The sequence below is a fragment of the Acinetobacter sp. AYS6 genome (assembly GCF_025630795.1).
Lineage (GTDB): Bacteria > Pseudomonadota > Gammaproteobacteria > Pseudomonadales > Moraxellaceae > Acinetobacter.
Genome location: NZ_JAOTNV010000005.1, coordinates 188,764 through 212,430, shown reverse-complemented (window position 1 = coordinate 212,430; position 23,667 = coordinate 188,764). Strand labels below are relative to the sequence as shown.

The window sequence follows — 23,667 nt, the reverse complement described above, 5'->3', positions numbered from 1 at the left end:
CCCCCTTAGAAAGGCTACCTTTGTACAAAAAGAATATAAAAACAGCAAGTAACACTTACTCAAGTATCATTTTAATTTGTTTGATATTTATACAATATAATTACAAGATCACAAGGATATGAACTGATGAAATTTCTAAAATTTCTAACTTTTAGCACGATTCTTACCTTATCCGCACATAGTTATGCGACGGTTGGTGGTGGACAAAAAATTGAAGTATTGGGCTATCAGCAAAAAGAGAAGAAACTTTATGTATTAAGACATTATGAAGATGGTCGAGGACGTCTACCACAACTATATTATTATCTATTAAATAGTAAATCGCCTGATAAACTAATTGAAGTTAAATCTCTCTATATCAATCCAAAAACCCATAAGATTGATTATGATCAAGATAGTATGGAGTTTAATAAGGCTCTAAATAAAATTAAAAAGAATTTAACCCCTTTAGTCGTAAGTAAGAGCAAGACTGTAAAAATTCAGACCTTAAAAACTCATCAGAATCAAATATCATCTTGGTTTGATCCTTCAGGGAAGATCACCCAATATAAAACAGAATATGTTGTAAAATCGCCGTCTTTACAAAGTAAGACCCATATTGCGGTTCATTACACCAAAGCAATAAAAATTTCCCAAAATTATAGCGTGCCTAAACAAAATAAGAGGTTGGTTGTCGTTAAATATCTGGGGGTTCCAGAAGAAACTGGTTATGACATTGAAGACCCTGTTTTACTACTACCTAATCAAAATCTTCTTTAGGGATGTAGCCATACAATTTACACAGGATTAATAATGAATAATTTGAATTTTAAAACTCTAAAGAAGTATTGGTTGCCATTCGTAGGTATTGCTTTAATCGCGGGCTCTTTAGTATTGGCATTTGCTTGGGTTGCTGGTCTATTGGGACATCGAACAACAAGCAAAACATTTTTGGGCGACTCATTAAGTAAATTTGATCCCGGATATCGTCGTGCCCACGGTAAGGGTATTTGTTTTGATGGCACCTACCACAGTAATGGTGCGGCGGCGGCACTATCTAAAGCCGCGGTATTTGCTAAATCTGATATACCAGCAATTGGCCGATTTTCTATTGGAAGCGGTAACCCGCATGCGGCAGATAATTCTACAGCAACAGTGAGTATGGCTTTATTACTTTCCGCAGCTGATCATTCACAATGGCGCATGAAATTAAACAACTTTCCCTATTTCCCTACGCGAAATGCTGAGGGTTTTTTGGCGCAGCAAAAAGCATTTAAACCAGTTCCATCTACTGGCAAACCTGATCCAGTCCTTGTTGAGGCTTTCTTAAAAGAATATCCCGAAGCGCGTAAGTCTATTGAACAAAAGGCAAAGATGCCATTAACCGGTAGTTTTAGTGGCGCAGAATTTTATGTGGTAAATGCATTTATATTGAAGGCCGCCAATGGACAAGAACAGCCAGTTCGTTGGTCTATGCGTCCTCATTCAAAATTTATTAGTCTGACCAAAGAACAACGTGATCAAGCTGGCCATGATTTCTTATTTAAAGACATCAAAAAACGTTTGGCTGAAGGGCCGCTGTATTGGGATTTAGTTTTGCAACTTGCCGAGCCAGGAGACCCAGTGAATGACCCATCTCAACCTTGGCCAAAAGAACGTAAAGAAGTTATAGCAGGAACATTGGAAGTCAAAAATGTGACTGAACAGGTAAATGGTGTTTGCCGTGATATTAACTTTGACCCAACTTTGGTGCCACCCGGAATTGAGTTATCAGAGGATCCGGTACTCGCAGCACGAGCAGGTATCTATGCACAGTCTTACAATGCTCGCTTACGTGAAATTGGATTTGGCAAAGCAACCGATGCCGTGGGTAAATAGGAGAGATCAGCCATGCAAAACAAATCTAACGATAATGCTCCACGTCATTTTAACTTGACTGCTCGAATACTACATTGGGTTATGGCAGTAGCGATTTTGGCTATGCTATTTATTGGTGTTGGAATGACGACCTCAATCACTTGGCGTCCGTGGTTAATCGATATTCACCGTCCTTTAGGAATCGCAATCTTATTGTTGGTCATCATAAGATTAATAAATCGACTCTATTTTCCAATTCCATCTTTGCCGCAGACTGTACCCCGTTGGCAGGCGTTTATTGCCCATGCATCACATTGGCTACTTTATATTTTGATGTTTAGTTTGCCATTGCTCGGATGGGCAACGCTATCGGCAGGTAATTGGCCAGTAACATTATTTCCGGGTTGGGACCTTCCACCTATAGCACCAACCAACTCTACGCTCTATGCATGGTTTCGCACTCTACACGGAATTTTGGCTTGGCTGTTATTTGCTGTCGTTATTGGTCATCTGTCTGCTGCATTATTACATGCATGGGTTTATCGAGATGGCGTATTCTCAAGTATGGTTCTGGGTTCTTCTACTGGGTCAAATAGAGATAATGAAAAGAAGAGTGTGGATTGAGAGGGAAGTTATTCGACTTTAGAGTTTGAAGCACTCACTCAGAATATATAGACAGTGTATTAGCCAGATTAGAAGCAGTGTTGGAACATCTTTTTAGCGCTGCGTATTTCGATAAAACCAATTTACACAAGCATTTGCCAAAATTTGTGTGGTATCAAAGCTCACATTTAAAATTGGAGACTGGATTGCATGTAATCCAATCGGAATTTCTGTACAAGCTAAAATAATCGAACCAGCACCTTTATCTATGAGTCTTTGGCTTAACTCTTGAAAAACGATACCCGCTTTAGCCGACTCATTACGTTTTACAGCATAAACAGCGGGCATAAATTCCTGTTCAATTTCTTCATCCGAATTAGTGACAAAAGGAATGTTATGCTTGCTTAACTCACGTTGATATAGCTGAGTAGAAAGGGCACCTTTGGTTGCCAATATTCCGACTTTATCACCAGATTGATAATTTTTTAAAATCTGTTGCACCGTAATTTCAACCATATTTAATATTTCAATAGGGGTGTGTTGCTGTAAATCAGAATGCCAAAAGTGTGCGGTATTACAGGGAATGGCGATTTTAGAAACACCACTACGCTCTAAAATTTTTAGTCCATGTAACATGGCATTTAAAGGGCTTTCACCTAGGTTTTTAAGTGCAAGTTGTCGGTCAGGAATACCGCCGTGATTCCAAACGATCGTGGGAATATGTTCCTGATCTTTGGTTGCAGGGCTTGCATCGAGCAGGCGCTGTTGAAAATCAACAGCAGCACCCGGTCCCATACCACCCAAAATTCCAAGGGTGGGGAGTTCTGAAAATTCTGTCATCTTACAAACGGTATGCATCTTTGTTAGAGAAAGTTTTACGATAACCGAATAAGCCTACGGCACCGCCTGTATGAAGGAAGATCACTTTGTCATCTTTAGTGAAATGACCTTGACGAATAAGGTCTACTAAACCCGCAAAACCTTTACCCGAGTAAACAGGGTCAAGCAAAATACCTTCAGTTCGAGCCAGAAGTTCAACTGCTTCAACCATGCTATCAGTTGGAATACCGTAGCCATCGCCAACATAGTCACTATTGGCAATCACTTTTTCACGGGCAATAAGATCTGCGCTTAAACCTAGATGTTCTAAAGTTGCACGAGTAAGTTTATAGACGTTTTCTTCTTGTTTAGATTTTTCAGCACGAACGCTAATCCCGAGTACTGGTAAGTTTGAGTGAGTTACTGCAATACCTGCTAAAAGGCCAGCTTGAGTACCCGTGCTACCTGTTGCATGTACAAGATGAGTCGGAGCCAGTTGAATCTGGTTAAGTTGGTTAATTAATTCAATTGCTGTTGAGACATAGCCTAAAGCACCAATAGCGTTTGAGCCACCGCCCGGAATAATGTACGGACGTTCACCTTGTAGTTCTAATTCTTTTGCTTTGGCTTCTAAAGCCGCCACCATATCTGTGCCACCCGGAACAACCTCAATCGATGTTGCACCTAAAATCTCGTCGAGTAATAAGTTTCCATTGTTGTAATATTCATCTGCACCATCACTAACACGTTGTTCGAGTAAAACAGATGCCTTTAAACCAAATTTATTAGCTGCTGCAATCGTTTGACGAACATGGTTAGATTGAGTTGCACCTTGAGTGAGTACATGTGTGGCACCTTTTGCAAGCGCATCACCAATTAAAAACTCTAATTTACGGGTTTTATTGCCACCTGTAGCCAGACCCGTAGCATCGTCTCGTTTGATGTAAATCTGGGGACCATTTAACGCTTTAGTTAAGTTAGGTAAAAACTCTAGAGGAGTAGGTGCATGAACCAGTTGAACGCGCGGTAAATGACTTAATAACATAATAATGTCCTAAAAAATTAATGTATGTAATCAATCATGCGACTTACTTCTTTGCGCATAATTTCTAAAATGTGTTTTTTGGTTTCAATAAATTCCTGCTGTGGCGCAATATTTTCAATGCTACGCGCACGAGGTAAATTCACTTGAATATCTTCGGCAATGCGTCCGGGATGGCCTGCCATTAAAATAATGCGATCTGCTAAAAGTAGAGATTCATCAATATCGTGAGTAACAAATAAAACGGTAGTTTTATTGTCTTGCCAAAGCTGTATCAGTGTTTCCTGCATCAAAATACGTGTTTGAGCATCTAAAGCCCCGAAAGGCTCATCCATCAATAAAATCTTTGGTTTCATGACCCACGCTCGGGCAAGGGCAACACGTTGTTTCATACCACCTGAGATTTGCCAAATTCGATGATTTTCAAACTTCTTTAAACCCGTTTTTTCTAAATAATATTCAGTTTGTTTAGCAATATATTGAGGTTCAGCCTTTGATTGCCTAAGTGGAAATTGAATATTTTCTTTTACCGTGAGCCAAGGAAATAACTGAGCTTGTTGAAATACAACAGCTCGGTCAATGCCCGGTGCTGAGATGGTTTGACCATCTACATAAATCTCACCTAAAGTTGGTTTTTCAAAACCAGCAAGTAAGTTCAAAATAGTTGATTTACCACAGCCAGAAGGCCCAAGTAAGCAAACAAACTGACCTTCAGGAATTTTCAGATTAATATCTTCTAGGACCGTATTTTCCGTCTTGTTTTGCTTAAATATTTTCTGAACATTATTTAGCTCAATAAATGGTTGAGTCATTATGCTTTTCCTGTCCAAGGGGCCCATTTTTGCTGCGCTTTCACAATGAGCCAATCTAAAATAAAGCCAATTGTTCCAAGTAAAATAATCCCGACAATCACAACATCTGTACGTAAATAAGAACCTGCATTAATAATCATCCAGCCTAAACCCGAAGTTGCTGCAACCATTTCCGCTGCAATTAATGATGTCCAGCCAATACCAATAGATAAACGAATGGTGGTGAAAATTTCAGGAAGTGAAGAGGGTAAAATGACACGGAATAAGATTGCTGTTTTTCCTAAGCCCATCGTTTGTGCTGCTTGAATCAAACCATATGGAACGTTTTGGCTTGCTGCTGTTGCACCCACAATGACACTAAGTAAAGTCGCAATAAAAATAAGGAAAAATTTAGATTCCTCACCAATCCCTAACCACACAACCACCAATGGAATGAGGGCAATTTTGGGAATTGGACGTAAGAATTGTACAAATGGATCTAAAACGGCATTAAGTACAGGACTACGGCCCATTAATAATCCCAAAGGCACACCAATAATGATTGCAAGGAAGAATGCAAAGAAGGCACGCGCCGTGCTGACTAAAATGTGTTGATAAAAAGGAGCATCTCGGTAACCGTTTTTAAATAAATCTAAAACTGTATCTAAAATCTGTAGAGGAGAGGGCAACAAAATTGGTGAGACAAGTTTAAATGTACACACAAGCTGCCAAATAATCACAAAAGTGATTAGTGATAATGTACTAATCACTTTTACTTTAAACGGGTTCAACTGAATCATCTCACAACCTTATTTTGTCGCTTCAATAAGGTATTTACTGTTGATATTAGGCGCATAGCTTTTTGGAACATCAGATTGTTTCAACTCGCCAATACTGACCAAAAACTTAGCAATATCTTGAGTTGCTTTAGCCAAGCCTGAGTTTTCATCGTTTGATGTCGCACCTAAATATTTTTCAGAGGCTTGATCTTTTAGTGGAATATATTCGATCCCCGCAAGTGTGGTTTCGACTTGGTCATATGGAAGACTTAAGTATTTAGAAATTTTTTCAGAAGCCGCTTTAGGATCACGTTTATATTCATCAACTTGATCTTGGTAAGCCTTCAAGAATTTAATTACAAGGTCAGGGTGTTTTTCTGCAAACTCTTTGCGGACAGCAAAGTTGTTATAAACCAAAATACCTTTTTCATTCAGCGTCGTTGTACGATAAATTTCTTTACCGCCTTCTTTCTCTAGCTGTTGAGTAAATGGTCCCCAAACATAGGCTGCATCAATATCACCACGGGTCCATGCAGAAACAATTTCAGCAGGCTTAAGTGGGATTAATTTGATTTTTGTTTTATCAATTTTATTTAATGCAAGCGCTTGTTCTAAAGCATATTGCGCGGTGGAGTTGGCAGGGAAGGCAACTTTTTTACCAACCAGATCTTGCAGGTTTTTAATATCAGGACGAACAATTAAACGTTCTGCACCAGAAATTAGACCTTCTAAACCAATGATTTCAATTGGTAATCCGCGAGTAATACCTGCAACAGCTGGGCTTGAGCCAAAACGAGCAATATCAATTTCATTTGCGGCGAAGTAATTAATTACATCTGCACCCGAAGCAAATTCGACCCATTTAATTTTTGTACCTAAAGCTTTTTCAAAATCTCCATCAGCTTTACCAAGAACCCAAACTCGTGGACCGCCACCCCAAGCAAAACGTACTTCTTTAGGCAGTTCAGCGGCAGGCACAGTTTGGGAAGCTTCTGCCTTAGTTTCATTATTTTGCTGTGAATTATTTCCACAACCCGTTAAAAGTGCAAAGCTGAGAACCCCTACTGATAAGACAGCATTTTTTAAGTGAAAATGTGTTGCAAACAACATTATATTTCCAGTAATTTTCGAAATTTATTCGATCTTAGTGAAAATTTATGATTAATAAAAATATGAAAAAGTGGAATGGATATATGCAAAGCTGAGTTTATGTTTATGAATAAAAAAGAATTATTTATCACTTAAAATTGGTAGTTACACTTTGAATTAAAATTGGTGCTTAAATAGAGTTATAAATATTTTCAGAAAATTGCATGGCCATTGAGATAAGTTAATTACATCAAAACCATGCAATTTATAAAATAAAAAGTTTTAAAGCTCTCGAAGCTTATTTAATTCGATACCATGTTTGGTTCCGACCAATTGCAGAAATACCAATGTATCCACGAGCGGTAAGTTTTTCGCCATCTGGTGATACGGTTACACTAAATTTATAAGTCTTATCTGACTGCGGGTCGAGAATAGATCCTTTGTCATATTTGTTTTGGCCGACACTTTTTAAGTTTTTGACGATGGTTAAACCAATTAAAGATTTGTTTTTATAAGTACCTTCACACATCGTACATTTGTTGGCTTCACTTGGAACGAGTATTTTTTCGATGTTGGCAGAGAGGTTACCGTTTTTATCTTCGCTGAATTTTACCAGTGCTCTTGGTTGATTGGTGGCGTCATCAATTGTTTTCCAAACACTGCCATGGAGTTTGTCCGAAGCAAATGAGTGAATCGAATAAAAGCTGAGTAAAAGTAAGAGTAAATATTTTTTCATATCAATCATTTCTCAAATTAAAAATGGATGGTCTTAGAGGTCTGAATTATTCATTTTAAATTTAACTTCACAGTTTTCTTAGTATTGAATCTATAAGTTAAACAATATGTAAATTTATATTCTATTTGGCACAATATTATTTTGATCGGTTTTTTTATGCAATTGCGATAATGGTCAGAATTATCAAATACGGCATTAAAATCTAATGATTAGAATTATCAACAACTGTTAAATGTAGAGACCTGTTAAATAAATATACAGGCGGGGGAAGTGATAAAAAATATATGCATAAGCGAAATAAAAATGATTAAATATTTTTTAAATTAGTTGGATTGTGTGTTGCTCATCACAATTTATAAAAATAATATGTAAATCATGTGATTAGTGTTGATTGACAGTGTGCAATATTAAGTTTTATAACTAAAAGATCCTGAAGCTGTTTCTTTAATCAGAACAGAAAAAACACAATATAAAGATGAATAGATATTAGAACGAAAATATAAGGAGAAGAAATGAAAGTCATTAAATATACTTTATTTTCTCTTGTGGGAATGCTGATAATAAATAGCGCAGATGCTGGAAATACATCTACATCATTAAGGGTCAGTTTAACCATTATAGAAAGTTGTGAAGTTTCGACACAAGGAACTTTAGATTTTGGCGCAGTTGTACGTTCTCAACCCGTTGCTCCTGCAACAACGAATGTATCTGTTCAATGCACCCAAAATACACCCTATCAATTGGCTGTCACTTCAGACAATAACTTTGAGCTTAAATCTGCTGCAAGCCCAGCATCTGTTGCATATGTACTATTTCAAGATGCGAGCCATACTCAAATTTGGGGTGGGTCAGGAAGTAAAGTAGATTCAAGAATCGCCACAGGAATGAAAGAAAATATTCCTATTCATGGCGCAATTACATCAAGTACCAATGTTCAGGCCACTAAGTATGAAGATTGGGTGCGGGTGAATGTCGTATATTAATAATAGAAAAAATAATAATGAATATGGCACTTATCTTGTAGCAATGAAGCCAAAAACTGTTCTTTTAGGGATAAGTCGATATAAGTGGTCAACCATCCCCAAAACAATTTTTATGAGGTTTTTTTATTTGTTGATTAGCCATTGAATTGAGGCATCAAATAGTTTTAATCCATCGTCGGATAGATTAGTAAATGTTTCATTGTTTAGAAAAAACATCAGTCGTTTTGCGGGCGCTAAAGACTCATAATCCATGGTTGCACCTTTCTCATAACCCCAGATTGCCACTTTTTCAGGTTGCCCATAAATGGTCGCGATAATGGTAGCCCCTAATCCGGGTTTGCCCCAACTCATAGGCGCTTGCGCTTTATAGACATTGTGAGTTCCCGCAGAAAGATGTGCAGAGAGAGAATGTGGCGCATTGACTAACCACAAATAACGTTCTTTCTCGACTTCGCCAAAATCGCTATTAATTCGTTTACCTGTCATAGCTAGATCATCAAGATAATCGTTTTCCCACGTCATGAGTGGAACAGGCAGTTGTCGCCAACCCGATTGAAGATTTTTAGAAGCGACTGTAGACGAAATAATGACTAAATCTGTATTTTTTAAGTTATTTGGTGAAACAGATTGATCTAATACTTCAACTTGATAGCCTTTGCTCTGCAAGTATTTTTGAATAGCGACATCTGTACTGGCCGACGACCCCTTGAGCTGTGAGATCAATGCAATTCGTGTTTGGGCATAAACAGAAGAGCTAAACAGTATGCCAATCAACATTACCGTAGAAAGAAGCTTTTTCATATTGTTCTCGAAAGAGCAGTGATTTAACACCGCTCTGATCCTGTGTTTTAAAATTTAAAGGTTGCGCGTAATACTGCTTGGCGAGAGTCACCTTGAGACACGGCCAAATTATTGACGCTAGCTGTGTAGTAAGTGGTGTCAAAGATATTATTTAAATTAAATTGGAAAGTGACCGCTTGTTTAGCAATGGTGGTGTCATAACTCACAAAGGCGTTAGCCAGTGTATAGTCTGGCAGGTCAAAGGTATTTTCCGAATCGCCAGCACGTTTTCCTACATAATTACCGCTCAAGCCTAAACGTAAATTACCGTTGTAAAGCTTTCCATAGTTATAGGCCAATGCCAGAGACGCTGTATTACGCGCCACGTTGTTTAGGCGGTTGCCTTCTAGACCACTTTCATCCTCTGTCACTTTAGCATCTGTATAGGCATAGGTTAGAGTCGCATCAAGCTGATCTGTTAGTCGCCCTGTCAGGTCGAGTTCAGCCCCTTTAGAGCGAACAGCACCCGTTGTATGCAGTTCGACTTCATTAGTAGATGAATTGGTGACTTTAGCTAAAACGTTACGCTTTTTAATGTCATAGAGTGCAAAATTGGCTTTGATACGGTCATTTAATTCGTATTTTGCACCAACTTCATAAGACTTGGCTTGTTCAGGTTGAACATCTGCATTAATGACAGCATCGCCGCCTAAAGGGGCAATTGAAGAAGATGGTTTAAGTGACTCGGTATAACTACCATAGAATGAAAGTTGGTCATTCCACTTATAAACTAAACCTGCGTGTGGAAGCCAAGCATCATCGTTGGTGTTGGTATTTTCCTTAAATGGTCTGCCTCGTCCAGCAGTTTGCTCATAGTTAAGGTAACGACCACCGAGTACGGCAATCCATTTCTCATTTAAATGAATGGCGTCTTGAACATAAAACCCATAGGTATGTAGTTTATCGGTTTGGTCGCTATCTGATGCGACAACATTTTGAGATGCTTCAACAGTTCCAAAACTTGGATTTAAATAATCTAAGGTTGAGGTATCACCTCGAACCATATCTGGACGGAAATATTTGCGATATTCGATGTCTGAACCGAATTGAATATCATGTTTTAAACCAAACAGATTGGTTGAACCATTGATATACGCTTGGGCATTACTATCTATACTTTCTGCATTTAAAGTCGCATCAGTACGGCGTGTCACTGTATGTTTGGTTGTATCTAACTTGGTCACACGTAATTGATTGGCATCATAGGTTTCGTAGTTGTATGTATAACCAAAGTGAGCTGACCAATTATCATTAATCTGGTGATCAACCAACAATTGAGCCAGATGATCTTCACCTTTCATTTGGTTAAAAGCTTCATCTAGACGTTGATATTTAGAGATGGGTAGGGCTTTATTTGTTTTAGGGTCAAAAACGGTAGAGCGATCAAAAGGCACATCAAAGTGGCGGTATTGATAGCTCAGGTTCACTTTAGTTTGACCATTATCCCACGCTAAAGATGGAGCAATTAATGACTGTTTGAGGTTGCCAAAATTACGCCAATAGTCTGCATCTGAGTGATCGGCAATAAAGCGATAGGAAAAGTTACTATCATTAATTGCGCCAGTAGTATCTATGCTTGCGCCTAAACCATTTTTACCCGCAGCAAAGCTTGAGCCATACATTGAAAATTCAGTTTTTTGAGTGGTCTCTGGTTTCTTTGTAATCACATTAACCAAACCACCCGGATCCATAATGCCATAGAGGAGAGAAGACGGCCCTTTTAAAACTTCAACTTGTTCAACTGCCGCATTCATGGTTCGGCCTTGCACAATCGGCATACCGTTTACGGTAATCGAGCCGTCACGATTGTCACCAAAACCACGTTTCATTACGGTATCTTGCGTACCACCTAAAGTATTACCCTGCGTAATGCCGCTGACTTGGGTCAGAGCATTGTCCAGATTTGCAGGTAAATAGTCTTTCATATATTGCTTAGATACAACATTTACGGTCTGTGGGCTTTCTAGATTTTTTTGATTGCCTCGTAAGGTCGACGCTGTTTGAGTTTCGATATAGCTTGAGTTCGCTTCAGCCTGAACTTTGATAGTCTCTAGTTGAGCCGGTTGGATCGCAGTTGTTTCTGCCCAAGATATGACAGGCAGCAATGATAAAAGCAAGGGGCTACTATGTTTTAAAATTTCAACAGTAATTAGATTTTTACGTGGGGAGAAAGCAAACATAAGTATACCTGAGTGATATAAAAAATCGTGTGGAGGCTGAAAAAGAACCGTCATTGGAACTGAAGCGAACCGTAGTGCCGACTAGACCCGGGAAAGCGTGTAAAGTATATATAAATGAGACTCATTTGCAACGTTTTACGAAGGAATAAAAGTGTCAGAAAATTAAATAATTGATAACGTTTTTATTATTTCTCAATAAACTATTTTACAGGTACTGCCGTGTTGAAATTAAAAATTGCTGACTATTCCCCATGGTCTTTGGCACAGGCCTGGGGATACTCTTTTTGGTGATAGATGATGAATCTTGAAACTAGTATTGTTGATATAAAAGAATGATTTAAGATTTAACATGAATCAGTAGTTAGGAAAATTAAAAAATACTGTTTAGAATTTTCTCTAAACAGTATTAATCTTTAAGTAACAGGTATAATAATTGTGTTTATAAATTGAACATCATGCTATTTTGATAATTCTTTTAAGTTTCTGTTATAGGTACTATAAAGAATCTTCCAAGTTTGGCCTTTATCATTTGATATTTTAACCAATGCATATTGGCCAGAATAAAGGATGTTAAGAAGTGCTCCTGAATTTAAAGTAACTATAGAACTAGGAGCCATTATTTCATGCATTTGCCAAGTCTTACCTGCATCTTCTGAAATTGCTAATTTGTCCCAATTAAATTGTGCACCTGATATATATAAATCTCCCTGTTTTGAAACTTGGGCAGGGAAAACATTTACTTTAAAGGGACTATTAACTTTTTGCCATGTTGTACCATGATCATTAGAATTAAATAGATTTGAAAATATACCTGCAAAACCACGCTTTGAAGTAATTACGCTAATTGATTTATCTGGGTTAACTACTAGTTGAGAGATATTCTCATTATTTGGAACTTTATTTTCAGACCATTTTTTTGTTATATAATTATAATGGTTAATTTTTCCATACATATCTGCATAGCTAAATCCTTGTTCATCCTCCCACATCCAAAAACCACTTAATCCCCAAAAATTATCAAAAATTTCTTTTTGTACAATTGGTTGCCAATTACCATTTTCTAAGTGATTACTCTTATAAACTGTAGCTTTACGACCTACTATATGAGATAGAAACCATCCGTTTTGATCATCACCAACGATAGAGGAAATTATGCCGATTGGTAAATTACCACTGTCAATTGGAGTAAGAACATCACTTCCTTTTAAATGTTTATAAAGAGTATTCATTTCACCATAAGCTAGAAAATCAAAGTTATAATTTTCTTTTATAGTTACACAATCAAAAGCTAAGCCATCATTACTTTGAAAAATTTTAGTTTTTTTATTAGTGTCTTGTGGAGGGAAGAAAAAAACTGAGCCAATTTTGCTTGAGGCTACAATAGTATTATCTTTTAGCTCTTTAAAACACTGCATACCAAAGGGGAGTATCTTGCTTTCATCGCCTATATTTTTTTCTAAAGTTGTAACTGGTTGCGTCCACCCATTCAAAATTGTATCTTTATAAATTGCTTCTAGATAATTATTCTTTAATTTATTAATTAAATCCTTATTAGAAGAATGTTTTTCAGATCTTGCTATTAAGTAGGCATCATTAGCATGGGTTAAATTAATACGTCCTAAATCAGTCGTGGTATTTTCTAGTACTTTAAAAGTACCCATCGGGTGAGGTTTATCTTTATCATTTAAATTGATAAATTGGATTTTACCTGAAAGAAAAGGATTTGGAGATGGTTGATAGTCGCTCAATTCAACAATCCGATATTCACCAGCTGGTAGTTGTCCACTATAAATAAATGTAGAGCGAGAGACATCAGAATTTATCATTTTAATTTCATAAATTTTATTATTTTTCTGTATGGCTGTTTTTTCTGTAAGGCTTTCTATTTTTAAAGAAGGATAAATTATTCCACTATTAAAACTAATACTAAGTACAATAGGATTTAGTTTTTCATCTGGTTTTATAGATTCCAGAACTCCTTTTGCTTGTTTATTCGTTATTTTCGGTTGTGGTGTCGTTGCACATGCTTGTAGAAGCACGAGCGCTATTAAGGTAACCCCTAATCTTAAATTAAATTTACTCATTTGTTGTGGATTCCAATTTTAGAAAATATTTTAAAATAAAGTACTTACTGTGCGTATTTAATCGGTGTTGATATTACTATAATTGATAGTATTGAAGTAATATTTATAGATAATTTATTACTAATAAATTTTTAAATAAATTGATTTGTTGAGCTTAAAATTAATAAAAATTATTTTTGAGTTCTTGTGTGAATTAAAAATTCAGTTTCAAAGGGTTCAAGCCTGTTTTAAATAATAGTATTGTCTTAAAGTGAGTTAAATCAAAATATTTAAGAAAAGAATAAAACTTAAATTTTATAGAGTCCAAATTCATTTAAAGTATATGGAATAAACATTTAACAAATCAAAAGCAATCTATACTCACCATCTTTTTCAACAGGTGCCCGATGAACACACGGTAAAACCTTTTGAGTGGGATGATCTACTGCCAAACGCCAAATATGTCCTGTTCCTAAATTTACAGGTTGAGCATCGGGTCTCGGCTGATAATGCAAATCAAAAAAATACTCTGCCAAGAAGGCTTCAAATTCAGCTTCTGGGCCATCATGTAACTCTTGGAGCTTTTCTCTAATTTCTGGAATCAAAACCTTTTGTTCAACTTGGTGATTGGGCACGATGTCACTGGCAGCGCCGTAATAAGTACATAGGAACGTATCTGTTTCAATAGGAGAGCGATCAACATGAAATGAATATACATCTGTTGAAATGAAATCTAGCTCTTCATCACGTTCATAATGTTTAAGCAAATTTAGTACAGGCGATGCGCCGAAATCAGTTAATTGCTGGATATCTTCTAAAATAATTTCTCTTGCCAAATTGCCTTGTTCTGAAAGCTGTAGCGCTAAAAGGTCTTCAATAGAAACTTCTGTAATATTCTCTTTTAAATGAAGTTTATTCACAATTTCTTTAAAGTCGCCCACCAAATCTCTATGCCAACATAAGGCATTTGTCTCTCCTTGAAACTTTGTATTGATAAGTTCAGGGAAACTCGACACTTGTCTAATTTGATTGCTGTCAGAAAACGCATTCTTCATATGAGAATTAAATAAAATAATAGAGCATGACTAATATTATAGCCTGAGCTTTGTCGAAAATATTCCATTCCAATTGATTAAGCCGATTTATCTCCACTCGAAAAGAACATACTTTGTCTCTGAATTAAGGTCAGTAAAAGTAGGGCAATAAATAATTGGGCTGCTGTCAGCACACAAACCTTGTGCCAGCCTAGTAGAGACGTGTATTGTTGTAGGGTAATACTTTAAATTATAAGAGCTCTTGGAAAAGTGATATTTTTTAACCACTTTTATTGAACAACCGGACTCTACTACCAGAGAAAAAAACACCTTGTTGAAAATTAATAATACCCATAACAAGGGAATAAAAAATGATGTTTTATTGGTGATATCGAAGTGGAGTATCAATGATCAAGTTAGGGGTCTATGAAGTAATATTTTTACGGTTGGTTTATTTATGATAGCTTCGTCTTACTTAAAAAAACAAAAGAAGAATTACCAGCCTATAAAGGACCAGCAACTTACCATTGCAGCTAAAGCAAATATCTTTATTTGTCTCATGTTTTGCCTGTTTTGGACCATATATTTCGCATTTGCCCAAATGTGGCTGATTGTTTATATGGATGTGTTTTTCACCTTAGTATCCATATTTAGCCTTTTTTTAATTTATATACGCCGAATTTCAGCAGGTATTCTTCTATCACAATTTGTTCTGCTGGTTTTTCCAGTTGTTTTTTGCCTATTTTTTGATATAGCGACAATTGATCGGCCTCGGGTGGCTCATTTGTTTTTACCCGCAGGGGCGATATTGGGATATTTAAATTACCGTAGAGATCCAAGCTTTTTACAAATTGTTTTAATCGTATTGTCGATTGTGTGCTTTATATTTTTTAGTGGCAGCTCTTTCACTCTCGACAGTGCTATACCTTTGTCAGAAGATATTCGTGATCATGGGGGATGGATTGCAACTTGTGTTGCTACACTCATGATTTGTATTTCAATTTACACCATGCAATTAGAGATACAAATAGAAAATAGTATGGTGCAAGACCTACGTTTGGCGCTTTCTAAGCAACAATTTGAGCTTTTTTATCAGCCTCAAGTCAATTCTTCTGAAACGCTGATTGGGGCAGAAGCTTTATTAAGATGGCTTCATCCTGTTTTAGGATATGTTCCCACAAAAGATTTTATTCCAGCAGCAGAAACTTTTGGATTAATGCCAGAGATTGGGGAGTGGGTGTTGGTTCAAGCCTGCAAAGTTCTACAAGATTGGAGTAAAAAAGACGAGACCAAAGATCTTACGCTTTCAATCAATATTAGTGCTGATCATTTCATGCAACCAAATTTTGAGCACACTGTGATTGGTTTGGTTCAGAGATTTGATATCAATCCATCTCGGCTCATTTTAGAAATCACTGAAAATATTGCTTTAAATAATTGTGCGAGCATGATCGAAAAAATGCATTTCTTATCTAAACATGAAATTCAGCTTTCCCTTGATGATTTTGGTACAGGGTATTCATCTTTAAGCTATTTACAAAAAATGCCGATTAGCCAAATCAAAATTGACCGTAGCTTTGTACAGGCAGCTTTGGAGGATAAGCGCAGTAATAAATTGGTTGCGGGTATTATTAAAATTGGTTTGGATTTGAACCTTCGAGTGCTCGTGGAAGGCATTGAAACGACTGAACAATTTAGTAATTTTAAAAGTAATGGATGCACTGAATTTCAGGGCTATTTGTGGGGCTGCCCACAGCCTTTAAATGACTTTATCAAACAATTGCCACAATTCAATCAATAAATAAAACACCTATTTTTAGGCTCTAATAGAGAAATATGGAGTGTAAAAAGAGGATTTATATTATTTAGAATAAATTTAAACTAATTGTAGATATGTAATAACAGCTAAACATTGATGGTGAAAGATACGTATATTTATTAAACGGATCACATCATGTCAAGCTTTAAAATAAATACACTTTTACTTTCTCTTATCTCTTGCTCGGTCTTTTTCACGGGGTGTAATGACAGCAATTCTTCTGATAATAATTCGGTAGACAATCAAGAAATACCCGCAGCACCAAAGGGCGTAGGCTTTGAGGATACGGCGCCAGCACCTTCAAATATTACTACCATTGTAGATTCATGGATGACGAATCAACGCGGTGACGCACGTTATGCAACGGTTGAAACAAATGCTGGCGTGCGTGTGCTGAGCGGCTTTTTGGATGTATGGACGCCATCAAGTTTGTTTGTCGATGCAGGCCAATCTGCCGAAGCGAGAGATGGTTTCCCGGCGGTAGTCGAATCAAACTGGACAGGTCTACCAGGTGACAGTACGGATGGTACAAAAAAGAATGCAGATGTATTGAATTACAATATTAATTATTCAATTCAGACCACTCATAAACGTACAGAAGAAGAAGCGATTCGGGCCTATTTAGACGATAGACGTGGAAAAAGTTATAGCGTTACCACAGGCATGGGAGCATTAACCGATCCGTGGAGAAAACTCACTGGGCAGACCACCACAATCAATTCAGTACCAGCCGATGCCGCACAAGTAAAATACGATGACAAAGGAAATAATAGTGGACTGACCACGGCTGATGGCAATGCCAACTTTGGAAAAGTCGTTGAGTTTGTTCAAGCAATGGGAAATAACTCATCAACAGAGTCTGCAAAACGTTTTTATAAATATGCTCGCCCGTGGCGCTGGAGTTCAGAAGTCATTGTTGTGCCTAGTTTAGAACCTGCAAAAAGTAGTAATCCCGCAACTGACGGTGGTTTTCCAAGTGGACACACAGCCGAAGCTGGCCGAAACGCAATTGCGATGGCTTATTTAGTGCCGCAGCGTTATCAGGAAATTATTGCTCGTGGTTTAGATTTAGGCGATTCACGTATTATCGCGGGAATGCATTCAGCCATGGATGTGATTGGTGGACGACTTCAGTCAATTGCCGCAGATGTTGCAAACTTAAATGCAATGACTGTAGAGCAACGAAAAGAAGCTTATTTACAAGCCCAAACACAGCTCATGAAAGAGACCAATACCACCACGTTTGAATCGTTTTATCGTTTGGCTAAAACACCTTATGACGCGAATGACCGTTTTGCCGATCTTGAAAAATTAAAACAGCAAGTGAACCACTGGATGACTTATGGGTTTAATCAAATTGGCGATAAAACAAAAATAGCAACGGTGCCTAAAGGGGCAGAAGTTTTATTGGAAACCCGACTTCCTTATTTAACAGTCGATCAGCGCCGTGTGGTTTTAAAATCAACTGCGCTTGCTTCGGGTTATCCAGTCATGGATGACGCTGAAGGTTATGGACGCTTAAACTTATTTAAAGCAGGCGCTGGTTATGGCAGTTTCGATGGTGACGTAAATCTCACCATGGATGCCAGTTTAGGTGGTTTTAACCAATATGACCAATGGACGAATGATATTACCGGTGCGGGTAAACTGACCAAATTAGGCACAGGAACTTTAGCCCTGACAGGAAATAATGCATTTACGGGCGGTATTGATTTAAAGCAGGGTGGTTTAGAAATATTGTCTGAGTATGGTGCTGGTCAAGGCGATATTTATATGCGTGAAAATAGCCTATTAAAAACCAACTCAGCTAAAACAGTTACCATTGCGGGTAATTTAACTCAGCTTGCAGGAACGACATTCAACATCACTTTCAAATCGAATGCACTTCCAGCAGTTCAGGTAGCAAATACCCTTACCTTAAATGGAACATTGCAGCTCGTCACAAAAGACAATTTAGCAGCCGGAACTTATACGGTGTTATCAGCTAAAAAGGTTCAAGGCACATATAAAAAAGTGACGCTTAATGGCAAGGATATTACGCCAATTTATCAAAATAACAGTGTTAAGTTTACGGTGTCATAAAAGAGACTGGGATAGTCAATATCCATAGTTAAAGTAAATTGGGCCACTCCAGATCTGTAATTAAACAATTTTGAAGAGTGGCCCGACTAACTGAAATGCTTAAATGATGGAACTAAATCTATCTACATGCAAATTTTATGATAGATAGATTTTACCTTTTCGGGGCTAATTGCAAGCATGTGAATCGCGCCGTGAATCATTCCTTCCAACAAATGAAAGTTTACTTGAATACCTGCATCCCACAGTTTTTGAGTATATCTTTCACCATCATCCCGAACAGGGTCATATTCACATACAAAAATGGTTGCATCCGGCAGTCTATCTAAAGAATGAGCCAGTAACGGACTTACAAGTTCATTGTGTTTTTCATTTTCATCTTGCACATATTGATCCCAGCAATAAATCATTGTAGATGGCTCCAAACCATAACCTTCAGCATATTGGCGATAAGAATTGCTACTCATCGTGGCATCTAAGGCAGGGTAGAAAAGAAGTTGATGGCTCACCTTAATTTCTGGATGTTGTTTTGCCATTAAACATGTGGCGGCAGCTATGTTTGCGCCTGCACTATCTCCACCTACAGCAATCCGGTTTTGATCAATGCCAAATAGTGAAGCATTTTCATGGATATAGCGAAACGCCGTAAAAAAGTCATTTAAAGGTGTTGGGAACTTAAACTCTGGAGCCAAGCGATAGTCCACAGAAAATACAACTTGTTGAATGGTTTCTGCTAACAACCGACACGAGCGATCCCATGCGTCTAAACTTCCGAGGCACCATCCTCCACCATGCGCAAAAACCAAAGCGGGTCGTTGCTCTGCGTTTTCGAGTGAATAGGGAATATAAACACGCACTTCAATTTCGGCACCATCTGACACAGCAACATAAAAACTTTTTTGATAGCTTGCATCGTGCTGAATGCCTTGCTGATCAATAATGTCTTTATTTACTTGCTCCCTAAGTTCTTGTAACGAGTTTACAGCCTGTGTGGTTGGCCTAGACTTAAGCCAGCTTTCAATTTCAGCAATTAATGGCATCGCTTTTTTCCTGCTGCAAAAAATCTAAAATGAGTGAACTAAATATTTCTGACTGTTCTTCCATAATGAAATGACCGCAGTCTTTTACAATCGCACTGGTTAAATGCGGTGAAACCTTTTTCATGGTTTCATAAGGCGCATTAGCGGTAGCATGTTCAGCGCCTATGGCTAAAACTGGCATGTCTAAACTTTTTGTTACTCTAAGCTTATTTTGACGTATGGTCTCTGGAATAGAGCGGTAATAATTAAAACCCGCCGTTAAACGCCCCGGGATTTTATAGGCTTCAATATAAGTTTGAGTCGCCACTTTATCTTTGTGCCACGACCATTTATCAAACATATAATTTAAATAGGTATCTTCGCGGCCCGCAATTAAGGCTTCGGGTAAGTCTAGGATTTGGTTAAACATGAAATGCCAAAGAAAAATGTTTTCACTTGGCTCAACAAAAATAGGAGGTGCGGGGGCCAACCCGGGAATTACCGCTTCTGTTACCGCAAGACGGGTCACGGATTCAGGAAAGTCTGATGCAAGTGCATAGGCAACCCACATGCCAATGTCGTGACCAACAACCGAATAAGTTGGGTATTCAAGTTGAGTCATGAGCATCGATAAGATTTTAGCAATGCGCCCCGTATCGTAACTTCCATCCAGTGGAGCTGAATTTCCGGTTCCGGGTAAATCAACAGCGATGGCTTGATAACCCTGTTTTGCCAGTTCAATCATGACCTTGTGCCACGCGTACCATGTTTGCGGCCAACCTGGAATAAGCAATACAACTGGACCTTCCCCTAAGGTGACGTAGTGTAATTTTTTGCTCTCGATATGAATGTAATGATGTTGGAATTCGTTATGCGTATTTTCATTGGATAGGTGAGTTTTCATGATGAGTTCTCTTGCGGTTCCTTAAATACCCAATAACTGATTAATTTGAGTCTGATTCACAGGGGCAGCCGCAAAGTCATCAAACACTTTATCGGTGACATGAATAATATTTTGCTTAATGAACTCGGCACCTTCGCGTGCGCCATCGTCCTTATTTTTGAGACAGCATTCCCACTCTAATGTGGCCCAGCCTTCGTAGTCATAATGTGCTAACTTTGAAAAAATTGCTTTAAAGTCAACTTGACCATCACCCGTAGAACGGAATCGACCCGCTCGATTTCCCCAGCTTTGATAGCCGCTATACATTCCTTGGCGGCCTGTTGGATTAAATTCGGCATCTTTAACATGAAACATGCGAATGAAATCTTTATAGATATCGATATATTCCACGTAATTCAGTTGCTGCAAAACAAAATGGCTTGGGTCAAAAAGAATATTGCAACGAGGGTGGTTGTGAGTTCGCTCTAAAAACATTTCAAATGTAATGCCGTCATGCAAATCTTCACCGGGGTGAATTTCATAGCAAAGGTTCACGTCTTGTTCATCACAAGCATTCAAAATAGGAAGCCAGCGACGTGCTAATTCATCAAACGCCGTTTCTATAAGGCCTGAAGGTCTTTGAGGAAACGGAAATACATAAGGCCATGCCAACGAGCCAGAAAATGTCCCCATGTCTTTAAGGCCTAAGCGGGCAGATGCTTGAATTGATACGAGCATTTGTTGTTTTGCCCACTCGGTTCTAGCTGCTGAATTGCTATGTAAATGAGATGGGGCAAAGTTGTCGCACATCGAGTCATAAGCAGGATGCACCGCCATTAATTGCCCAAAAATATGAGTCGTTAACTCACTAATTTTTAAGCCATGATTGTTTAAAGTACCTAAGATTTCATCGCAATAACCTTGGCTTTCTGCTGCTAAATTGACATCGAATAAACGCTTATCCCAAGCAGGAAGCTGTACCGCTTCAAAGCCTTGGTTTGCTACCCATGCAGCAATGTCTTCTAGACAGTTAAATGGGAAAATATCATCACTGAATTGAGCGAGGTGAATACTTGGGCCTTTGATGGTTTTCATAATAAAACCTAATTGGTTGTCGATCGACAAACAATAGGCTTAATTTTTGATAAAAACAACTTTTTATTTGAAAATCAAAACAAAACGTAAGTATTTTTAATAAATCTTATTGATTTATTTGTGAAATTTTTTTTTTCGAATAATAATGAAAAGACGTACTAATTTTGATGAAGGGTCATTATGGCTGGCAGACCAAGAGAGTTTGATCGAGAAGAAGCCCTCGTAAAAGCGAGAGATTTTTTCTGGCTTCACGGCTATGAAGGCACATCAATGTCAGATTTAGTGGAAGTTTTGGGGATTGCCTCAGCTCGAATTTATAAAGCGTTTGGCTCAAAAGAGGCTTTGTTTAGAGAGGCCGTAAATCATTATGAAAAAAATGAAGGTAATTTCGCGTTAAATGCTTTAAAACAAAAAAATATTAAGCATGCAATCAACCAGCTATTTCAAGATGCTTTAACGCTTTACACGCAAACTAATCATTCGTATGGATGTATGGTCGTGTCGGCAGCAAGTGTGTTAGGCGAAGAAAACCAAGCTGTTTTGGAATGGATGAAAGCACAGCGTATTGCACGGGCTAAGAGTCTGGTTGATCGATTTGCTCAGGCAAAATCAGAGGGTCAATTGGTTGAAGAGGCTAACCCTGAAACTTTAGGGCAATATTATGCGCTTGTTTTGCATGGATTATCGGTTCAGGCAAGAGATGGATATTCGCAAGAAGAGCTGTCACGGGTGATTGATTTTGCATTAAAAAATCTAGATCAATATGTTGTAAATGCTTAATTAATTGGCTTTAAAAACTAACAGGAATTTCATAGGTTACAAATACATATTTTGGCCCAGTAGCTTTTGAAACTACTTTGCCTCCCAAAGATTCTGCAATTTTTCGACTTGGGGAGTTCTCTTCAGCATCTGACGTCTTCATTCTAAAATGATATTCCTTCTAACATTATAGAGTTTACACCAACCCAATTTCGCTTTTAATGTTTTGAAGTAATTCTAATTCGTTGGTTTTATTCGGATGGAAATTAAATTTGTAATAAGATAGAAAGCTTGGGGTTATGCGTAAACTTGTTGAAGCCATAAATTTTAAATAAGTTGCCCATGATTTTATATTTAATAACTGTTTATCTCTTTTCATTAAAACGAACTGAAATATAATTGAGAGAGATAATATTAGAAATAATCCAAATGTATAAATGCTGACTCTAGGAATATATGCTTTAAAATTTTTGCCATAGAGGTATTCATAAAAATCATATACGACAGCTTTATGTTCTGTTTCCTCAATACTATGCCATAACCATAAATGACGTATGGTGGGATCAGTAAGACGTTTTTGTACATGTGACATCATTTCAACTGCCAATGTAGCCGTATAATGTTCGAGTCCTGCGACGAGTGACAAATTCCATTTTTCAGGAAAGACCTTTTCAATTCGCTTTAATATCTGTCCTGTTATTTTTTCTAAAGACTGAGGGTCCAAGCCTTGCTGCTGAGCGCTTATGTGAAAAGTATGATGCTCTTTAGAATGCATGGCTTCTTGGCCTATAAATGCACCCACGTCGGTATTTAATTTATTATCTTTTATTCTTGTTCTTAAAGAACGCACGACACGCAAAAAATAGTCTTCTCCCTCGGGAAGTAGCGTCGACATGCTGGTAAAAAAATGTGTTAAGGCCGGATCGTTATCACACCAATATTTTTCAATTTCCTCAAACTTATAGTCCATTCTGCGTACAGGAAAAGAAGAGGGTTCTCGCATTCTTGTCGGAGTAGTTGTCATGTTATATACCTCATTAAATCATTTAGTTCTAAAAAGGAACTTGATGAATTAAATTAGTATTGGTGTGCTTTGTTGTCAACGAAACCTAAAAGAAATATATTAAATTGTCCTAAAATGATATAAATGGTGGTTTTAAGGATATATTATAAAAACAGGCATAATTTTGTTTTAATTTTAAGAATTAATTTATTTTA

General features: G+C 37.6%; 21 protein-coding genes and 1 pseudogene. 7 read left to right on the top strand and 15 right to left on the bottom strand.

Features of this window, described 5'->3' with window-relative positions; genetic code table 11:
• Window positions 1-126: 126 nt before the first annotated feature.
• The 3 genes from OD757_RS05655 to OD757_RS05645 are packed head-to-tail and all read left to right on the top strand — an operon-like array spanning window position 127 to window position 2,460.
• Window positions 127-759, top strand: coding sequence for a hypothetical protein (locus OD757_RS05655; RefSeq protein ID WP_263031158.1), 633 nt, complete (start codon window positions 127-129; stop codon window positions 757-759).
• 33 nt (window positions 760-792) lie between these two features.
• Window positions 793-1,857 carry a catalase family peroxidase gene (locus tag OD757_RS05650; RefSeq protein WP_263031157.1) on the top strand — a complete coding sequence of 355 codons (1,065 nt, stop codon included), beginning with the start codon at window positions 793-795 and terminating at the stop codon, window positions 1,855-1,857.
• Between the two features lie 12 nt (window positions 1,858-1,869).
• Entirely contained in the window at window positions 1,870-2,460 is a 591-nt protein-coding gene (locus OD757_RS05645; RefSeq protein ID WP_263031156.1) for a cytochrome b, read from the top strand.
• Window positions 2,461-2,553: 93 nt separating this feature from the next.
• On the opposite strand, the gene OD757_RS05640 is transcribed toward OD757_RS05645, so the two are convergent.
• The 6 genes from OD757_RS05640 to OD757_RS05615 form a co-directional block, all read right to left on the bottom strand.
• Window positions 2,554-3,279, bottom strand: coding sequence for an aspartate/glutamate racemase family protein (locus OD757_RS05640; protein ID WP_263031155.1), 726 nt, complete (start codon window positions 3,277-3,279; stop codon window positions 2,554-2,556).
• Window position 3,280: 1 nt separating this feature from the next.
• On the bottom strand, window positions 3,281-4,303 hold the full coding sequence (locus tag OD757_RS05635; protein ID WP_009389113.1) for a D-cysteine desulfhydrase: 1,023 nt from the start codon (window positions 4,301-4,303) through the stop codon (window positions 3,281-3,283).
• A gap of 17 nt (window positions 4,304-4,320) precedes the next feature.
• Window positions 4,321-5,112: an ABC transporter ATP-binding protein gene (locus tag OD757_RS05630; protein WP_263031154.1), complete on the bottom strand. Its 792-nt coding sequence runs from the start codon at window positions 5,110-5,112 to the stop codon at window positions 4,321-4,323.
• Window positions 5,112-5,891 carry an ABC transporter permease gene (locus OD757_RS05625; protein WP_263031153.1) on the bottom strand — a complete coding sequence of 260 codons (780 nt, stop codon included), beginning with the start codon at window positions 5,889-5,891 and terminating at the stop codon, window positions 5,112-5,114. The genes OD757_RS05630 and OD757_RS05625 overlap by 1 nt, the downstream gene beginning before the upstream one ends.
• A 9-nt stretch (window positions 5,892-5,900) precedes the next feature.
• Window positions 5,901-6,980, bottom strand: coding sequence for an ABC transporter substrate-binding protein (locus tag OD757_RS05620; RefSeq protein WP_263031152.1), 1,080 nt, complete (start codon window positions 6,978-6,980; stop codon window positions 5,901-5,903).
• Between the two features lie 277 nt (window positions 6,981-7,257).
• Window positions 7,258-7,695 (bottom strand): DUF2147 domain-containing protein, encoded by a 438-nt coding sequence (locus tag OD757_RS05615; protein WP_263031151.1) that lies wholly within the window; start codon window positions 7,693-7,695, stop codon window positions 7,258-7,260.
• 512 nt (window positions 7,696-8,207) lie between these two features.
• Between OD757_RS05615 and OD757_RS05610 the strand changes: the two genes are divergently transcribed.
• The gene (locus OD757_RS05610) at window positions 8,208-8,678 is read left to right on the top strand and encodes a spore coat U domain-containing protein (protein ID WP_263031150.1); all 471 of its coding nucleotides are present in this window, start codon (window positions 8,208-8,210) and stop codon (window positions 8,676-8,678) included.
• Between the two features lie 123 nt (window positions 8,679-8,801).
• On the opposite strand, the gene OD757_RS05605 is transcribed toward OD757_RS05610, so the two are convergent.
• From OD757_RS05605 to OD757_RS05590, 4 genes are all read right to left on the bottom strand, one after another.
• Window positions 8,802-9,479 carry a hypothetical protein gene (locus tag OD757_RS05605; protein ID WP_263031149.1) on the bottom strand — a complete coding sequence of 226 codons (678 nt, stop codon included), beginning with the start codon at window positions 9,477-9,479 and terminating at the stop codon, window positions 8,802-8,804.
• 47 nt (window positions 9,480-9,526) lie between these two features.
• Entirely contained in the window at window positions 9,527-11,698 is a 2,172-nt protein-coding gene (locus tag OD757_RS05600; RefSeq protein ID WP_263031148.1) for a TonB-dependent siderophore receptor, read from the bottom strand.
• Between the two features lie 458 nt (window positions 11,699-12,156).
• The gene (locus OD757_RS05595; protein WP_263031147.1) at window positions 12,157-13,782 is read right to left on the bottom strand and encodes a WD40/YVTN/BNR-like repeat-containing protein; all 1,626 of its coding nucleotides are present in this window, start codon (window positions 13,780-13,782) and stop codon (window positions 12,157-12,159) included.
• Window positions 13,783-14,117: 335 nt separating this feature from the next.
• Window positions 14,118-14,816, bottom strand: coding sequence for a DUF1826 domain-containing protein (locus tag OD757_RS05590; RefSeq protein WP_263031146.1), 699 nt, complete (start codon window positions 14,814-14,816; stop codon window positions 14,118-14,120).
• A 436-nt stretch (window positions 14,817-15,252) separates the two neighbouring features.
• Between OD757_RS05590 and OD757_RS05585 the strand changes: the two genes are divergently transcribed.
• Window positions 15,253-16,596, top strand: coding sequence for an EAL domain-containing protein (locus tag OD757_RS05585; RefSeq protein ID WP_263031145.1), 1,344 nt, complete (start codon window positions 15,253-15,255; stop codon window positions 16,594-16,596).
• A 153-nt stretch (window positions 16,597-16,749) separates the two neighbouring features.
• Entirely contained in the window at window positions 16,750-18,696 is a 1,947-nt protein-coding gene (locus tag OD757_RS05580; protein ID WP_263031144.1) for an acid phosphatase, read from the top strand.
• Between the two features lie 122 nt (window positions 18,697-18,818).
• Here the strand turns inward: OD757_RS05580 and OD757_RS05575 are convergent, their stop codons facing one another.
• The 3 genes from OD757_RS05575 to OD757_RS05565 are packed head-to-tail and all read right to left on the bottom strand — an operon-like array spanning window position 18,819 to window position 21,690.
• Window positions 18,819-19,733 carry an alpha/beta hydrolase gene (locus tag OD757_RS05575; protein WP_263031143.1) on the bottom strand — a complete coding sequence of 305 codons (915 nt, stop codon included), beginning with the start codon at window positions 19,731-19,733 and terminating at the stop codon, window positions 18,819-18,821.
• Window positions 19,717-20,616, bottom strand: a complete 900-nt coding sequence (locus tag OD757_RS05570) for an alpha/beta fold hydrolase (RefSeq protein WP_263031142.1) — start codon at window positions 20,614-20,616, stop codon at window positions 19,717-19,719. The genes OD757_RS05575 and OD757_RS05570 overlap by 17 nt, the downstream gene beginning before the upstream one ends.
• Before the next feature lie 21 nt (window positions 20,617-20,637).
• Window positions 20,638-21,690, bottom strand: a complete 1,053-nt coding sequence (locus OD757_RS05565; protein ID WP_263031141.1) for a sugar phosphate isomerase/epimerase family protein — start codon at window positions 21,688-21,690, stop codon at window positions 20,638-20,640.
• Window positions 21,691-21,870: 180 nt separating this feature from the next.
• Between OD757_RS05565 and OD757_RS05560 the strand changes: the two genes are divergently transcribed.
• On the top strand, window positions 21,871-22,470 hold the full coding sequence (locus OD757_RS05560) for a TetR/AcrR family transcriptional regulator (protein WP_263031140.1): 600 nt from the start codon (window positions 21,871-21,873) through the stop codon (window positions 22,468-22,470).
• 10 nt (window positions 22,471-22,480) lie between these two features.
• Here the strand turns inward: OD757_RS05560 and OD757_RS05555 are convergent.
• Both OD757_RS05555 and OD757_RS05550 read right to left on the bottom strand, forming a co-directional pair.
• Window positions 22,481-22,597 (bottom strand): annotated as a pseudogene (locus OD757_RS05555) (GNAT family N-acetyltransferase); the annotation flags it as partial.
• A gap of 48 nt (window positions 22,598-22,645) precedes the next feature.
• Complete coding sequence (locus OD757_RS05550) at window positions 22,646-23,473, bottom strand: metal-dependent hydrolase (protein ID WP_263031139.1); 828 nt, start codon at window positions 23,471-23,473, stop codon at window positions 22,646-22,648.
• Window positions 23,474-23,667: the final 194 nt, after the last annotated feature.

Coding starts and splice junctions, on each gene's coding strand:
- OD757_RS05655 (WP_263031158.1), top strand. CDS start 127: ATGAAATTTCTAAAATTTCTAACTTTTAGCACGATTCTTACCTTATCC.
- OD757_RS05650 (WP_263031157.1), top strand. CDS start 793: ATGAATAATTTGAATTTTAAAACTCTAAAGAAGTATTGGTTGCCATTC.
- OD757_RS05645 (WP_263031156.1), top strand. CDS start 1,870: ATGCAAAACAAATCTAACGATAATGCTCCACGTCATTTTAACTTGACT.
- OD757_RS05640 (WP_263031155.1), bottom strand. CDS start 3,279: ATGACAGAATTTTCAGAACTCCCCACCCTTGGAATTTTGGGTGGTATG.
- OD757_RS05635 (WP_009389113.1), bottom strand. CDS start 4,303: ATGTTATTAAGTCATTTACCGCGCGTTCAACTGGTTCATGCACCTACT.
- OD757_RS05630 (WP_263031154.1), bottom strand. CDS start 5,112: ATGACTCAACCATTTATTGAGCTAAATAATGTTCAGAAAATATTTAAG.
- OD757_RS05625 (WP_263031153.1), bottom strand. CDS start 5,891: ATGATTCAGTTGAACCCGTTTAAAGTAAAAGTGATTAGTACATTATCA.
- OD757_RS05620 (WP_263031152.1), bottom strand. CDS start 6,980: ATGTTGTTTGCAACACATTTTCACTTAAAAAATGCTGTCTTATCAGTA.
- OD757_RS05615 (WP_263031151.1), bottom strand. CDS start 7,695: ATGAAAAAATATTTACTCTTACTTTTACTCAGCTTTTATTCGATTCAC.
- OD757_RS05610 (WP_263031150.1), top strand. CDS start 8,208: ATGAAAGTCATTAAATATACTTTATTTTCTCTTGTGGGAATGCTGATA.
- OD757_RS05605 (WP_263031149.1), bottom strand. CDS start 9,479: ATGAAAAAGCTTCTTTCTACGGTAATGTTGATTGGCATACTGTTTAGC.
- OD757_RS05600 (WP_263031148.1), bottom strand. CDS start 11,698: ATGTTTGCTTTCTCCCCACGTAAAAATCTAATTACTGTTGAAATTTTA.
- OD757_RS05595 (WP_263031147.1), bottom strand. CDS start 13,782: ATGAGTAAATTTAATTTAAGATTAGGGGTTACCTTAATAGCGCTCGTG.
- OD757_RS05590 (WP_263031146.1), bottom strand. CDS start 14,816: ATGAAGAATGCGTTTTCTGACAGCAATCAAATTAGACAAGTGTCGAGT.
- OD757_RS05585 (WP_263031145.1), top strand. CDS start 15,253: ATGATAGCTTCGTCTTACTTAAAAAAACAAAAGAAGAATTACCAGCCT.
- OD757_RS05580 (WP_263031144.1), top strand. CDS start 16,750: ATGTCAAGCTTTAAAATAAATACACTTTTACTTTCTCTTATCTCTTGC.
- OD757_RS05575 (WP_263031143.1), bottom strand. CDS start 19,733: ATGCCATTAATTGCTGAAATTGAAAGCTGGCTTAAGTCTAGGCCAACC.
- OD757_RS05570 (WP_263031142.1), bottom strand. CDS start 20,616: ATGAAAACTCACCTATCCAATGAAAATACGCATAACGAATTCCAACAT.
- OD757_RS05565 (WP_263031141.1), bottom strand. CDS start 21,690: ATGAAAACCATCAAAGGCCCAAGTATTCACCTCGCTCAATTCAGTGAT.
- OD757_RS05560 (WP_263031140.1), top strand. CDS start 21,871: ATGGCTGGCAGACCAAGAGAGTTTGATCGAGAAGAAGCCCTCGTAAAA.
- OD757_RS05550 (WP_263031139.1), bottom strand. CDS start 23,473: ATGACAACTACTCCGACAAGAATGCGAGAACCCTCTTCTTTTCCTGTA.